Source organism: Syntrophorhabdaceae bacterium, assembly GCA_036504895.1.
In the GTDB taxonomy this organism is placed as follows: domain Bacteria; phylum Desulfobacterota; class Syntrophorhabdia; order Syntrophorhabdales; family Syntrophorhabdaceae; genus PNOM01.
Map to the genome: position 1 here is coordinate 1 of DASXUJ010000039.1, position 12,779 is coordinate 12,779.

The following is a 12,779-nucleotide window of genomic DNA, read 5'->3' on the forward strand; positions in this document are numbered from 1 at the left end:
TTTGACATATTGGTCAAGGGTACCCAGGACGGGCGGCGGGACACAAAGGGCGGAGTCTCCCCTTATGATGAATTGAATGAGGGTGTCGCAGCGCAGCTCATGGCGCACTCCGAAATGATGGTCAACGATGCATCGGAGCTCGGACGGGCAAGCGCGCACCGCATGGACGTCGTGCGATTGAGGTCCTTCCTTCTCGTTCTCGCCTCGGCCTCCCTGCTTATCCTGTCGGCGGTTCTGACCACTGTTTTCTTGACGAGGAATATCGCCGGCTTCATCGATGTACTGAAACGGGGGACTCAGAGGATTGCCGCAGGGGATCTCGACTACAGGCTCGAGACGATGGGTCATGATGAATTGGGAAAACTGGGGGAGGCGTTTAACAATATGTCGGCGCGGCTGCAGGATATCACCGTGTCGAAAGAGAGGCTGCAGCAGGAAGTCGAGGTCCGCAGGCTCGCCGAAGAGGCGCTGCGCGAGGCGCGGGACGAGATGGAGCGTCGCGTCGAAGAGCGGACTATGGAGGCGCGGCGGCAAGCGGATCTGATCGATCTGTCCCACGAGGCGATTATCGTGCGAGATCTCGAAAGCAGGGCCGTGTTCTGGAATAAGGGAGCGGAAGAAGCGTACGGCTGGACCAGGGAGGAAGCCCTCGGGCAGGTCACCCACGTCCTTCTCAACACAAAATGGCCCCTGACCTTTGAAGAACATATGGCCGATTTGACACGGGAGGGCCGGTGGGAAGGAGTGATCGTTCACACGAGAAAGGACGGCTCCACTCTTATCGAGCTGAGCAGGCAGGTACTCCGGAGAGAGTCGGATATTCCTTCATCAATCCTGGAGATAAATATCGACATTACGGACCGCATAACGGCTGAAGAGGAGACGAGGAAGCATGCGGCCCAGCTGGAGGCGAGCAACCGGGAGCTCCAGGACTTCGCCTTTGTGGCATCCCACGACCTGCAGGAGCCGCTCCGGAAGATCAGGGCCTTCGGGGACCAGTTGAGAATAAGCTGTGGGGAGCGGCTCGATGCCGAAGAGATCGACTACCTCGAGAGAATGCAGAATGCGGCTTTCCGCATGGAGGGCCTTATCCGCGCCCTGCTCAATTACTCGCGGGTCACCACCAAGGCAAAACCGTTTTCACCCACCGATCTTACCCAGGTAGCGCATGCGGCACTGGCCGACCTCGTGGAGCGGGTACGGGAAACGGCAGGCACCGTGGAAGTGGACCCTCTGGGGACCATAGATGCCGATTCCACTCAGATGGGTCAGCTCTTTCAGAACCTAATCGGCAATGCCCTCAAATTTCACGGCAAGGAAAGACCGGCGGTGAGAGTATATGGGATGCCCCAGGATGGGAGCGGCGGGAAGAAGCGAGGGCGGGCGCGCTCGTACACGATCTTTGTCGAAGATAACGGGATAGGCTTCGATGAGAAATACCTGGACCGTATCTTTGCGCCTTTTCAGAGGCTGCACGGACGGACCGCCTATGAAGGGACCGGCATCGGCCTGGCCATATGCCGCAAAATTGTAGACCGCCACGGCGGGACAATAACCGCCAAGAGCATACCCGGAAAGGGATCGACCTTTATGGTGACCCTTCCCGTGAAACAACCCAAAGGAGGGAAGGAATGAGCGACAGCGTCTGTAAGCCCATCACCATTCTTATGGCCGATGACGATGGGGATGACTGCTTTCTGGTCAGCAAAGCCTTTAAAGCGAGCAAGCTCTGTAACGACCTCAGGTTCGTGAACGACGGCGAGGAGCTGATGGATTATCTTTATAGAAGGAATAAATATGAGGCGGAAGGGGAGTCACCCCGGCCGGGACTGATCCTGCTCGATCTGAACATGCCGAAAAAGGACGGACGGGAGGCGTTGAAGGAGATCAAGAACGATCCGGCGCTCATGGGAATACCCGTGGTGGTGCTGACCACGTCAAAAGACGAGGAAGACGTGCTGAGGAGCTATAACCTCGGCGCCAATTCATTTATCACCAAACCGGTGACATTCGACGGTCTGGTGGAAGTGGTCAAATCTCTTGGAAAATACTGGTTTGAGATCGTGGAGCTCCCGGGTATCACACGGGGCAGATAAATAAGAGAGGTGAGGAGCATGAAAAGCCGGCAGGTGAGGGTCCTCCTTATCGAAGACGATGAAGACGATTATATTCTCGTAAAGGGTTTGCTCTCCAAGGTCGTCTCTACCAAATATCATATCGAATGGGTCCGCACCTATGAGGACGCATTGAAGGCGATTGACGGAGATCGTCACGATGTCTTTCTCCTCGACTATTATCTCGGCGACCACAACGGGCTTGAGCTTTTGAGAGAGATAAACCGGAGAGGCTTGAGCACGCCCGTAATTTTCCTGACCGGTTTCGGTGATTATGAGATGGACGTCGAGGCCATGCACGCGGGGGCATCGGACTATCTGGTCAAGGGACAGATCAACGGACCCCTCCTCGAGCGCTCCATCCGCTATACGATTACCCAAAAGATCACGGAAGAAAAACTCCGTCACGCGCAGAAGATGGAGGCAATCGGCACCCTCGCGGGCGGCATTGCCCATGACTTCAATAATATTCTCGCCGGCATCATCGGTTTTACCGAGATGGTCCTCGAAGATACGGCCGACGGGGACCCCTCCCGCAAGAAATTGGAGCTCGTCATGAAAAGCGCCTTCAGGGGACGGGACCTGGTGAAACAGATACTTGCCTTCAGCCGGAAAACCGAATACAAGAGAGAGCCCGTCTCCCTCTCTCAAATGATCACCGAAACGATAAACCTCCTGAGGGCTTCTTTCCCGGCAATGATCGAGATTGAGGTGCTAATAAAAGTGAAGGCCGACGCGGTCTTCGCGAGCCCTTCGGAGATCCAGCAGGTCATAATGAACCTCTGTACCAATGCCGCCCATGCAATGCGGGAAAGCGGCGGGACCCTCACCCTCTCCCTCGATGAGAGAGAGGGTGTACCCGTCCCGGGTCTTACGGCAGGCTCCTATGCAGAGGTGACGGTGAGTGACACGGGCACGGGCATGGACCCGGAGGTGATGGCGAGGATATTCGAGCCTTTTTTCACCACAAAGAAGACAGGACAGGGCACAGGCATGGGGCTCGCCGTGGTTTACGGGATTATAAAGGCCATGGAGGGGGATATTACCGTGGAGAGCACCCCGGGGGCCGGCTCCGCCTTTCACGTTTTTTTTCCCAAACTGAAGACCGACGCTCCCCCTGAGACCAAAGAGGCGAGCCCTGTCGAGGGAGGCAAGGAACGGATTCTTTTCATAGATGATGAGGAAGTGATCGCGGAATTGGGAAAGTCAATGCTCGAAAAGCTCGGGTATCAGGTGACGGCGATGACCGACAGTATCGAGGCCCTGAAGCTCTTTTCTCACGACCCCACGCAATTCGATGTAGTGGTGACCGATCAGACCATGCCCAGGATGACCGGCCTCGCCCTGGCGAGAAAAATCAGGAAAATTCGCGGAGATATGCCCGTCATACTCTGTACGGGCCACAGCGACTCCGTTTCCCGTGAAAAGGCCATAGCGGCGGGCTTGAGAGAATTCCTCATGAAACCCCTTACCAAACGGGAAATCACGAGGGCCATAAGGCAGGTATTGGACGCGGCGGCCGAAGAATAGAAGGTAATAGGGAAAAGAGATGAAGGCAAAAAAAGTAGACCACATCTGTATTGCGGTCAAAGACCTGGAAGAGGCAAAAAAGGCGTGGGAGCCCGTACTGGGGAAATCTCAGCCTGATGAGACCTATGAGGATAAGGCGGAAAAAATCTCGGTGGCCAGATATGTTTTGGCCGGCGTGGGCTTCGAGCTGATGGAATCAACCACCCCGGACGGTCCCGTGGCGCAATGGATAGATAAGAACGGCGAGGGTGTCATGATCGTCAGCTTTAATGTGGAGAATACGAAAGACGCGATCGAAGAGCTTGAAGAAAAGGGGTATCCCATTATACCCTCTCCGGCAGGAGAAAAGGCAAGGCCCTTCAGGGACTCCCGGTTCGCCTTTATTCACCCGAAAAAGATGAACAACGTGCTCCTCGAGCTTATCGACTATAAATGGGATGGAGAGTAGGCCGGGCGAGCCCGGCATCCCCGATAAATCTGCTTAATTGGATCTCCACCTTCGCAGTTCCCCTTTGGGATTGGAAGGCGTTGCTGAAGCCCCTGTTTTGGGGGCGGTCCTGGCTGATGCGTGAAGGGCGCCAGTTCTCGGACGGGTTTTTGCCTCTGCGCCTGCACGCGGCTGGGCCGGCCTGGCCTCGGTCCTGCGGCGCTGCGGCTCGCGGGGCGGGCGCGCAAATTCCGCATCTTTTGAAGGCGCGGCCTTCTTGTAATCAAAACCCTCAACGATCCGGCGCTCGATCTTTTCACCTAAGACCCGCTCGATGCTCTTGATCAGGAGCTCGTCTTCGCGGCCGACGAAGGTGAAGGCGTCGCCGGTCTTTGCGGCGCGGCCGGTCCTGCCGATGCGGTGGGTGTAGGCGTCGGTCGTGTCGGGCATATCATAATTGATTACGTGGGAGATGGTCGAGACATCGATGCCGCGGGCGGCGATATCGGTTGCCACCAGGATCTGGTACGAGCCGTCGCGGAACCCGTCGAGGGCGTTCTGGCGTCTGTTCTGACTAAGATTACCCTGTAGGGAGGCGGCCTTGTAGCCCGCGTTCTCGAGCTGCTGTCCGATCCGCTTGGCCCGGTGCTTGGTGCGGGTAAAGATGAGGATCGATTCCGCGTCCGTATGCTTCAGGAGCTCCATGAGAAGCGCCGTCTTCAGGTGCTGCTCGACAGGATAAAGGGCGTGGGAGACCGTATGGGGCGGGGCCGAGTGGCCCACTTTTACCGTAATCGGGTCGGAGAGTACCTCGTCCGTCAGTTTTCGAATGCTGTCCGCCATGGTGGCCGAGAACATCAGGGTCTGCCGCTTTGGAGGCAACTGCTTCACGATGCGCCTGATATCGGGCAGGAAGCCCATATCGAACATCCGATCCGCCTCATCGAGGACGAGTATCTCGAGGCTCGCGAGGTTTATGGTCTTCTGGTTCATGTGATCGAGGAGCCGTCCCGGACAGGCAACGACGATATCGACCCCATTCCGGAGCTTCTGGATCTGCGGGTTCAAAGCAACACCGCCGTAGACCGTGCAGCTCTTAAGGTGAGTGTTGCGCCCCAACTCACCGATAGAAACATGGATCTGTTCCGCCAGCTCCCTGGTAGGCGCGATAATGAGGCTGCGTACTTTTCCGCGGGGCCCCGGAAGGAGACGCTCGAGGATTGGCAGCACGAATGCCGCGGTCTTGCCGGTTCCGGTCTGGGCGAGGCCCATCACGTCTTTGCCTTGCAGCACCGGCGGGATTGCCTGGATCTGGATCGGTGTGGGGATTGTGTAACCGAGCTGAATGACGCCCTCGGTTATTTTAGGATGAAGCTTGAATGAACTAAAACTCATGGCACCTTCTTTTGAAAAGAGATTAGTAGCTGAAGCAGAATTTGACCGAAGGTTACGGTGTGTGAAAACATCATTGAGGAGCGTATTGAAGGACTCTCTCGTGCAGCTTTTGGTCACTACCTCGTTACTTGCTATATACTATAAGCTTATTCGGCGGCCACGTCAAATGAATTGACCGAAGCGGTCAACGCGAAGCCCAATCCCACCAAGGAAGTTGAATAGATAACGCGGGGACCGAGTCACTAAATTTCTTGCGAGGCAGATGACCTTGTGAAGGTGACCCATGTCACCGACAACATCCCGAAGATATGAAATATATATGTCAGGATATACACCAGAACTTGTGTCGGGAATGGCGCTGCAATCTGCGACTGAAAGGCGGTGATGAAATAGCGGATGCATTGGGTGCCCCCGGAAGGTAATGCCTGTAGACGGGTCGTAACCTTAAGGAGTCAAGGAAGAGGTGGCCGTGTGTTTGCGCAACAGAGGTCCCTCTTTTGATGTCCATGAGGGCCGGGCGCATGTTTTTGAATGAACCGTCATGAGACGCGCATGGGGAAGATTTTACGCGGGGATCACCGGGAAACCGGTCCTTCCATGGCTTAATGCTGAAACCCTGAATACAAAACACTCAGAAAGGAGCTGACAATGGCGAATACCAAAATATTTCTCAGAGCTAACCTTGGACAATATGTCTGCGCCGAAGGCGGGGGAGGACGCGAAGTCGTTGCAAACCGGCAATCCCCGCATCAGTGGGAGACGTTTGAAATTATCAGTGCCGCGAACCCCTCTCAGTTGCCTAATTACGGACAACGGGTTTTTCTTAAGGCAATCAACGGACAATATCTCTGCGCCGAAGGCGGCGGGGGACGGGAAGTCGTTGCGAACAGGCAATCCGCCCATGAGTGGGAGACATTCGTGTTGGTAAAGCCGACAGGGACTTCCGCCTCTTCGGCCATAATTCCGGGGCAAATGACGCCGGTGGCATTCCGCGCGTGGAACGGACAGTATGTCTGCGCCGAAGACGGCGGCGGACGCGAGCTCGTTGCGAACCGCAACGCTGTCGGCCCCTGGGAAACTTTTTCGTTACTCGTCGCGGGAACATTGACGATGGTTCCTCTTTTCCCGATATACGGGGTCCGGGACGATCAGGTGACAAGCGGCAATCATATGCACACGTGGATATCCCTTGACAAGGCGGGACACCTTTCGGGTAATACCCACACCTGGACAGACAACATGTGGCAGGGAGTTCACGCAGTGTCGAACATAGCGTTCCTCGACGCCGACAAGAGTATCCTGTGGACGTCGGAAGATTGCGTCTGCGGGGTTGCCGGAAAAATCGACCCTACGGGACCGCACGACCGGGTGTGCACTTTTTCCGCCACCGTTCCCGGTGATAAACTGAACCAGATCCGGGCAGTCGCGATCTGTCATCGGGCGGACCCTCACAGTCTCTTTATCGACTGGGTCAAGAGTCCCGTCGGCACGGCAGTCATAGTGGTAGTGGCAGTGGCGGTCGGACTTACCGTTGCTGGGAGCCTGACAGGCTAGGGGCAGAGGTTTGCGACCCTCAAGAAGAGGACGGGGGACCTCCCTCTTGGCGAGGCTTTGTCGCCGTTGTTTTGAATATGCCTTTCGGAAATTCGTTTCACGGGGCTTCCTATGGGTCAAATACGGCCATATTGCATCCGTGAACCAACCGTTGTCCCCTTCGTTGCGTAATTATCCGGACCATCTCTGCTAATCTCATTTCAGTAGCCCCCCGGCTTTAAATCCGGGGGGCTACTCGAGGACTGGACTCAATTTACCATCGCCTCTGCCGCTGAACTCCCACGCCGGTTTATCTCCTCCCATGGAGGCAGGGTTTTCCCGGTGGTATTTAATAACCCTGCAGGTTAAAAACTTTTACTTGAATTTTCATGCAACGTGGAACACAATAGAGCGGCCCGTGCACCCTTCGACGTTTTTGGGGGGATATTGTTCAAAGAACGACCAAAATGGCGATTCAGCTTTCAATAACCGAGGATTTATCCAATTATTTCAGGTTATTTTAGAAAAGCATTTTTGGCATAGGTATTGCTTTTGATACCGTAGGAGTCACACTGTATGAAAGACGATTACAAAATACTAACGGGAGGGACGTACCGATTGAAAACCATAATGATTGTCTTTGCATTAACCTTACCCTTACTGACTGGGTGCGTGGTTGCTCCCTTGACGCCCGACGGCGGCTATGGTCCGCAACCCGTCGCGCCCGAGGTTGTGTATGACTCACAACCCGGGGCACCCGATTATCCGCCGCCGATCGCATTTCAGGCCCCTCCGGATGTGATAGTCATTCCCGATACGGACAATGTCTATGTTGTTCCCGATGTAAGCATAGACCTGTTTTTCTGGAATGGCCTCTGGTGGCGTCTCCATGACGGTTTTTGGTATCGCTCGCAGTATTATGACAGGGGTTGGACCTATTATAATAACGTCCCCACTTTCTATTTCGATGTAGACCCCGGTTGGAGAGCACACTACAGAAGCCATGACTGGTACGGACACCGTTGGAACTATGACCGGATTCCCAACCGGCAACTTCAGAGGGACTGGAGGGGCTGGCAGGATAACCGGCATTGGGAACGGCATGGGGCCTGGGGCGTCCAGGGCTACCAGCCCCGGCCGCAGCAACAGAGGCAGGAGCTAAGACATCAAAGGGAGCAGCAATACCGGCAGAGGCCCGAGGTCCAGCGACATCAGCCGCAAAGACCGCCGCAGGGACCGCAGCCTCAGGTCCAGCCCCAAAGACCGCCTCAGGGACCACAGCCTCAGCGTCTGCCTCAGGTCGAGCCCCAGAGACCGGCTCCCGGACAGCAACCGCAGAGACCTCCTCAGGGACCGCAGCCTCAGGTCCAGCCGCAAAGACCGCCTCAGGGTCAGCAACCTCAGAAACCCCCTCAGGTTGCGCCGCAGAGACCCCCTCAGGGGCAGCAACCACAACGTCCGCCTCAGGCTCAGCAGCCGCAGCGTCCGCCTCAAGGACAGCAGCCACAGAGGCCTCCCCAGGGGCAACAGCCGCAACGACCCCCTCAGGCTCAGCAGCCGCAGCCGCAACGACCTCCTCAGGCTCAGCAGCCGCAGCCTCAGCGTCCGCCTCAGGCTCAGCAGCCGCAGAGACCGCCTCAGGGACAGCAGCCACAGCACGCTCAACCTCAGGCAGGTTCTGAAGGAGGGCGGTAAGACAAAAAGCCGATGTTTTGAGTGAAGATAATAAAAAGGGAGATGCATATGCATCTCCCTTTTTATTAAGTGACTGAAGAAACATTAATGGCCTTTACATGCTATTTGCGCCATAGTAAGGGGAATTTTCTTGAAATTTTATGTCGGATGGAAAACAATGAATCATGGTCCAATAAGATCGTTGACCACAAATGAGACATGACTTCAGAAAAACCGACCACGGCAAAAGTAATGCCCGCGACGCTCATCGCCCCCTGCGGAATGAACTGCCGCCTCTGCCGGGCATACGGAAGAAAACAAAAGCCCTGCCCTGGATGCCGCGGCAGGGACAGTCTCAAATCAAAATCGTGCATTGCATGCGCGATCAAGAACTGTGCGACCTTTGAGAAGGTCAGGATTAAATACTGTTTCGCCTGCGGAAGTTATCCCTGTTCCAGGCTCATTCGTTTGGACGCGCGGTACAGAGCCGGGTACGGCATGAGCATGATCGAAAACCTCGACAATATCGAGAAATTCGGCATCAGGAATTTCGTGATAAAGGAAAAGGAAAAATGGGCCTGTCCCCAATGCGGCGAGATACTCTGCGTTCATCAAGAGAACTGCCCTTCCTGCGGCTATTGCCGGCGATAGAAGGGCATAGAGGGGCTGTTGCAGCAGTGGACCTGAGAGGGGCGCTAATTCAGGAGCAGGCTGACATTCGTTAACCAGCCTTGCATCCACTCCCGCGTAAATCCCAGCTTCTTCATGAGGCCGAGCATTGTCCTGTTCTCCGTCAATACTTCTCCGGCCATCTCATGGAGCCCCTTTTTCCTTGCGATCTCTATGAGCATCTCCATGAGCCTGTAACCCAGCCCTTTTTCCTGAAATTCGTCGTGAACGACCAGCGCGAATTTGCAGGAGTTCCTGTACGGGTCAACGAAGAATCGTGCGACCCCGATGATTCTTCTCCGTCCCTTTTCCGTGATCTCCGCCACAATTGCCATTTGCCGGTCGTAGTCGATGTTGCAAAAGGTGACGAGCCGCTCGTGGGTCAGCTCACCGAGGGAAGAGAAGAGCCTTTTCCGGATCGTTTCCGGGGACAGGCTCTCGAGGAGCTCTCGCTCGAGGGGCTCATCTTCCGGTCGTATAGCTCTCAACACCACATTGGTGCCGTCGGGGAGTTTCCAGTCCGCGGTAAGGCTTGACGGGTAGGGTGTGATCACGAGATGGGGATAGGGGGAAGTATGTTCCACGGATCGGGCTTCTAGGGCGATCCGCGCATCGAGGGCACAGGGCATGCCGCGTGATATGGCAAGCGGGTTTATATCAATTTCCACGATCTCAGGGAAATCGACTATCATGTGGGAAAAGTTGACGAGGATTTTCTCGATCTCCTGGAGGTTCGCGGGTGTTTTGCCCTTGTAGCCCCGGATGAGCTTGTACGCCTTCGTCTCCTCCATCAGCCGTTTTGCGAGGGCCTGGTTGAGCGGGGGAAGGCCTATGGAGAAGTCCCCGATAAGGTCTGAGGCGATCCCGCCCATGCCGAAGAGGATCACCGATCCGAAGTCCGTATCTCTTTTTGATCCCAGAATCAGCTCGTAATCCACTGTCTCCACCATTTTCTGAAGGGTAATGCCCTCGACGGCCGCAGCCGGGGCACGCTCCTTCACCTCTCTCATCATCCGTGCATAGGCGTCCCTCAATTGATCGTCCGAGGTGATCCCCGTGATCACTCCGCCCACATCGATTCTATCCGGGATATCGGTTGAAATGATCTTGATCACCACCGGATAGCCCATTTCCCGCGCCGCACCGAGCGCCTCTTCCGCGGTCCGGGTCACCCGGGGAAGGGTCGAGGGGATGCCGTAGCTTATGAGAAAATCTTTGGACTCCTTCTCATTAAGCACCGTCTTCCCCTGAAGGGTTGCCTCCCTGATAACTCTTCTCAGCGGACCTTTATCGGGGGCCTTCTGCTCGGGCAGCTCTGAAGGGGTCTCATAGAGCAGATCCAGGTTTGCCCTGTACCGGAACATATTGACATAGGTCCGCACCGCCTGGTCCGGCGTCTCATATGCGGGAATTCCGTTTTGAATCAGCATCTCCCGTGCCCTTCTCACCTCTTGGCCGCCCATCCAGGCTGCAATGACCGACTTCCCGGTCTTGCGCGCGCTCTCGATGACGACCCTGGCTATGTCATGAGGTCCCGCAGTTCTTATGGGCACGTAGATGACGAGGAGACCGTCTACCCCGGGATCTTCGAGGGATGCCGCGATGGCGTCCGCGTATCGGGCGGTATCGGCATCCCCGAGCACATCGATAGGATTGCCCTTACTCCAGTAAGGAGGCAGGGCGCATTCGAGGGCCTCCATGGTCTCCGGGGAGAGGTGAGCCAGCTTTCCTCCGTGATCGATAAGTGCATCGGTTGCCATGACACCCGGCCCTCCGGCTGCCGTCACAATGGCAAGCCGGGGCCCCCACGGCAGCCTGTGGGAGTCGAGCACCGATGCGGCGTCAAACAGGTCGGCAACCTGTTCCACCCTTACCACGCCGGCCCTTTTGAACGCGGCTTCATAGATGGCATCGTCTCCGGCCATGGCGCCCGTATGGGACCGGGCCGCTTTAGCGCTTTCGGCAAACCTGCCCGGTTTGAACACTACGATCGGCTTCCGAAATGCAAAAGCCCGGGCTGCGCTCATAAATTTCCTCCCGTCCCCGATCCCTTCCAGGTAAATGAGGATGCTCCGCGTATCGGGATCGTCGCCGAGATAGTCGATGACATCCCCGAAACCGATGTCCCCCATCGAGCCGAGGGAGAGGAACATGCTGAAACCCACGTGAAGGTCTTTAGCCCAATCGAGCACCGCATCGCCCAAGGCACCGCTTTGAGAGACGAAGGCGATGTTGCCCGGCGGAGGGAGGGTATCTATGACCATCGTGTTTATTCCCCCATGGGGCCTCGCAAAGCCTATGCAGTTCGGCCCGAGGATGCGCATTCCGTATCGTCTCCTGCTCTCCCCTATCTCCCGTTCCAGGAGCAGTCCCTCGGGGCCCGTCTCCCTGAATCCCGTCGAGACGATCACGACGCCGCCCACGCCCGCTTTGCCGCATTCCTCCACCAGGCGGGGCACGCCTGTTGCCGGCGTGGCAATAACCGCCAGGTCCGCATGCCCGGGAATGGCTCCTATATCCGGATAAGATTCGTGCCCGAGAAGCATCCTCTTGCCGGGATTTACGGGAAAAATCTCTTTCACCCGGGAATCGAGCAGGTTTGTGAGAATTGTCCTTCCCACCGAACCCTCGACGTCGGAGGCGCCGATCAAAGCCACGCTTCCTGGATTAAAAACATTCGATAGAGTACCCATCAATCACCTCTAAACCCCACTACAATCAGTCCGTGGACCGGGGAATTGCAAATTTTAAACTCCCTTTCTCAAGGTGTCCGGAACATTATTTATCATAGGACCGTTTGCAAAGCTACACAATGGAGAGGTCCATTCGGGGAGCACCCCTTCCTTGATTGCTTCCGAATCAATGATGAATGAGAAACCGCGGCGAAGAAACTTCGGTAAAGAAGTCTCCCGGATAGCTCACCACACGCAAGGAGGTGTGCGTCCATGGCAAAGGTCCTGACATGCGCCAAGGTAGATCCGTCAAGCGGGTGTTGGCACATTATACGGGGTGAGACGGAAGAGGAGGTGCTCCGGAAAGCGGCCGATCACGCCAGGGAGCACGGCATCCGCGAAGTGACACCGGAGCTGATCGAGCGCGTCAAAGCGAACATTCATAATGCCTGGACAGAAGTCCTTTCGGTTGTTAAAGTTATCCCTGTTCCAGGCTCATTCGTTTGGACGCGCGGTACAGAGCCAGGAACGGCATGAGCATGATCGAAAACCTCGACAATATCGAGAAATTCGGCATCAGGAATTTCGTGATAAAGGAAAAGGAAAAATGGGCCTGTCCCCAATGCGGCGAGATACTCTGCGTTCATAAAGAGAACTGCCCTTCCTGCGGCTACAACCGGCGAAAAGACATGGTCCGCATGGATGCTTGAGCGGTGAAGGCGCGGGAAAACCAAGAAAATAAATGCGTAAGTTTCATCGCGTATA

11 protein-coding genes are annotated in these 12,779 nt (G+C 55.9%); 9 read left to right on the top strand and 2 right to left on the bottom strand.

Annotated features, from left to right (window positions below; translation table 11 throughout):
* The 4 genes from VGJ94_04765 to VGJ94_04780 form a co-directional block, all read left to right on the top strand.
* On the top strand, positions 1 to 1,635 hold a 1,635-nt coding region (locus tag VGJ94_04765), incomplete at its 5' end, for an ATP-binding protein (protein HEY3275910.1).
* Positions 1,632 to 2,096 carry a response regulator gene (locus VGJ94_04770; GenBank protein ID HEY3275911.1) on the top strand — a complete coding sequence of 155 codons (465 nt, stop codon included), beginning with the start codon at positions 1,632 to 1,634 and terminating at the stop codon, positions 2,094 to 2,096. The genes VGJ94_04765 and VGJ94_04770, both read left to right, overlap by 4 nt.
* An 18-nt stretch (positions 2,097 to 2,114) precedes the next feature.
* Entirely contained in the window at positions 2,115 to 3,644 is a 1,530-nt protein-coding gene (locus VGJ94_04775; protein ID HEY3275912.1) for a response regulator, read from the top strand.
* Between the two features lie 19 nt (positions 3,645 to 3,663).
* Complete coding sequence (locus tag VGJ94_04780; protein HEY3275913.1) at positions 3,664 to 4,092, top strand: VOC family protein; 429 nt, start codon at positions 3,664 to 3,666, stop codon at positions 4,090 to 4,092.
* Positions 4,093 to 4,125: 33 nt separating this feature from the next.
* On the opposite strand, the gene VGJ94_04785 is transcribed toward VGJ94_04780, so the two are convergent.
* Positions 4,126 to 5,466, bottom strand: coding sequence for a DEAD/DEAH box helicase (locus tag VGJ94_04785; protein HEY3275914.1), 1,341 nt, complete (start codon positions 5,464 to 5,466; stop codon positions 4,126 to 4,128).
* A 648-nt stretch (positions 5,467 to 6,114) separates the two neighbouring features.
* Between VGJ94_04785 and VGJ94_04790 the strand changes: the two genes are divergently transcribed.
* From VGJ94_04790 to VGJ94_04800, 3 genes are all read left to right on the top strand, one after another.
* The gene (locus tag VGJ94_04790; GenBank protein ID HEY3275915.1) at positions 6,115 to 7,020 is read left to right on the top strand and encodes a hypothetical protein; all 906 of its coding nucleotides are present in this window, start codon (positions 6,115 to 6,117) and stop codon (positions 7,018 to 7,020) included.
* Positions 7,021 to 8,416: 1,396 nt separating this feature from the next.
* Positions 8,417 to 8,719, top strand: coding sequence for a hypothetical protein (locus VGJ94_04795; GenBank protein ID HEY3275916.1), 303 nt, complete (start codon positions 8,417 to 8,419; stop codon positions 8,717 to 8,719).
* 173 nt (positions 8,720 to 8,892) lie between these two features.
* Positions 8,893 to 9,324, top strand: a complete 432-nt coding sequence (locus tag VGJ94_04800) for a DUF3795 domain-containing protein (protein HEY3275917.1) — start codon at positions 8,893 to 8,895, stop codon at positions 9,322 to 9,324.
* 44 nt (positions 9,325 to 9,368) lie between these two features.
* On the opposite strand, the gene VGJ94_04805 is transcribed toward VGJ94_04800, so the two are convergent.
* Positions 9,369 to 12,035, bottom strand: coding sequence for a GNAT family N-acetyltransferase (locus VGJ94_04805; protein HEY3275918.1), 2,667 nt, complete (start codon positions 12,033 to 12,035; stop codon positions 9,369 to 9,371).
* Positions 12,036 to 12,287: 252 nt separating this feature from the next.
* On the opposite strand from VGJ94_04805, the gene VGJ94_04810 reads away from it, so the two are divergent.
* A complete protein-coding gene (locus VGJ94_04810; protein ID HEY3275919.1) occupies positions 12,288 to 12,551 on the top strand; it encodes a DUF1059 domain-containing protein in 264 nt (87 codons plus the stop codon).
* Positions 12,548 to 12,724 (top strand): hypothetical protein, encoded by a 177-nt coding sequence (locus tag VGJ94_04815; protein ID HEY3275920.1) that lies wholly within the window; start codon positions 12,548 to 12,550, stop codon positions 12,722 to 12,724. Before VGJ94_04810 ends, VGJ94_04815 begins: the two co-directional genes overlap by 4 nt.
* Positions 12,725 to 12,779 lie beyond the last annotated feature (55 nt).

Excerpts from the sequence above, each read along its gene's own strand:
- VGJ94_04815 (HEY3275920.1), top strand. The coding sequence starts at position 12,548 with ATGAGCATGATCGAAAACCTCGACAATATCGAGAAATTCGGCATCAGG.
- VGJ94_04770 (HEY3275911.1), top strand. The coding sequence starts at position 1,632 with ATGAGCGACAGCGTCTGTAAGCCCATCACCATTCTTATGGCCGATGAC.
- VGJ94_04810 (HEY3275919.1), top strand. The coding sequence starts at position 12,288 with ATGGCAAAGGTCCTGACATGCGCCAAGGTAGATCCGTCAAGCGGGTGT.
- VGJ94_04800 (HEY3275917.1), top strand. The coding sequence starts at position 8,893 with ATGACTTCAGAAAAACCGACCACGGCAAAAGTAATGCCCGCGACGCTC.
- VGJ94_04805 (HEY3275918.1), bottom strand. The coding sequence starts at position 12,035 with ATGGGTACTCTATCGAATGTTTTTAATCCAGGAAGCGTGGCTTTGATC.
- VGJ94_04785 (HEY3275914.1), bottom strand. The coding sequence starts at position 5,466 with ATGAGTTTTAGTTCATTCAAGCTTCATCCTAAAATAACCGAGGGCGTC.
- VGJ94_04780 (HEY3275913.1), top strand. The coding sequence starts at position 3,664 with ATGAAGGCAAAAAAAGTAGACCACATCTGTATTGCGGTCAAAGACCTG.
- VGJ94_04790 (HEY3275915.1), top strand. The coding sequence starts at position 6,115 with ATGGCGAATACCAAAATATTTCTCAGAGCTAACCTTGGACAATATGTC.
- VGJ94_04775 (HEY3275912.1), top strand. The coding sequence starts at position 2,115 with ATGAAAAGCCGGCAGGTGAGGGTCCTCCTTATCGAAGACGATGAAGAC.